Genomic DNA, 1,461 nt, shown 5'->3' on the forward strand with positions numbered 1-1,461 from the left:
CAGGGCCCCGGCGTTTGCCCGGCTCGTCCGACCTTGGGTCGGTTGACGTCGGTGGGGAGCCCCGGAAGCAGGCGAACACGGCCCCTGTGGATCATGGAGTTCTCTACGCTTCAAGATCCACGAAGGTGCCGTGTTCGTCCCACCATCATCCCCCATCCCTGCTCCTGTCTGCCCCGCACCCCGTCTGCAAGATCTGCGTGAGGGTGCCGCCCGGGATCAAGTCCGCAGTTTGGTTGCGGAGTTCGAGTCGCTCACCGATCCTCGCGGAGCCAGCGGCGTGCGCTACCGGCTCTCCTCCCTGCTGGCCCTGGCGGTCTGCGCGATGACGCCCGCGGGCCACGACTCGATCACTGCGGCAGCGGAGTGGTGCCGGCGCGCGACACCCGAGGAACTGGCCGCCTTCGGCCTGCCCTACCACCCGCTCCTGGGCCGCTACCGGGTACCGAGCGAGAAGACCCTGCGCAGCGTGCTGGGACGCCTTGATCCGGCCGAACTCAGCGCGGCCGGGTTCGCCTACCTGACGTCCCTGCTCCCCGACGAGAGCGCGCATCCCGCGCCGCTGATGCCCGACGGCGGCCCAGAGCGCGAACAGCGCCGAGCCCACCAGGCCGCCGCCCAGACCGATCCGGTGCGCCAAAGGCGCAGGGCGATCGCGGTGGACGGCAAATGCCTGCGCGGCGCACGACGCCCTGACGGCAGCCGGGTCTTCGTGCTCTCCGCGGTCCGCCACGGCGACGGCATCACCCTCGCCTCCCGCGAGATCGGCGCGAAGACGAACGAAATCCCCGAGTTCGCACCCCTGCTCGACCAGATCGACGACGGAGACCTCGCGGGCGCGGTCATCACCGCCGATGCTCTCCACGCCCAGCACGCCCACGCCGCCTACCTGCACGAACGCGGTGCCCACTACCTCCTCACGATCAAGAACAACCAGCGCGGTCAGGCCCGCCAACTCCACCGGCTGCCCTGGAAAGAAATCCCCGTGATCCACCGTGACGACACCCGCGGCCATGGCCGCCACGAGCAGCGTCACGTGCAGGTCGTCACCGTTGACGGCCTGCTCTTCCCCAACGCCCGCCAGGTCCTGCGCATCCAGCGCAGACGCCGCCTCTACGGGGCGAAGAAGTGGTCCAGCGAGACCGTCTACGCCATCACCGACCTGCCCGCCGAGCAAGCCGACGCGGCCGAGATCGCCACCTGGGCCCGCGGGCACTGGACCGTGGAGAACACCGTCCACTGGGTACGAGATGTCGTCTTCGGCGAGGACAAGTCCCAGATCAGGACTCGCAATACGCCAGCCGTGCTCGCCGCCATCCGCGACCTGATCCGCGGCGCACTCAAACTCGCCGGGTACGTCAACACCGCCGCCGGACGCCGAGCCCACACCGAACGCCACCGCGTCCTCGCCCTCTACGGCATCACATGATCAACCAGACATCCGAGGCAAACGCCGGGGCCCTG

1 protein-coding gene is annotated in these 1,461 nt (G+C 69.5%); it reads left to right on the plus strand.

Annotated elements, in window-relative coordinates; genetic code table 11:
• The first annotated feature begins 130 nt into the window (after nucleotides 1-130).
• A complete protein-coding gene (locus tag ACIBJF_RS53420) occupies nucleotides 131-1,426 on the plus strand; it encodes an ISAs1 family transposase (protein ID WP_399185116.1) in 1,296 nt (431 codons plus the stop codon).
• Nucleotides 1,427-1,461: the final 35 nt, after the last annotated feature.

Source organism: Streptomyces sp. NPDC050743 (genome assembly GCF_044456925.1).
GTDB lineage: Bacteria > Actinomycetota > Actinomycetes > Streptomycetales > Streptomycetaceae > Streptomyces.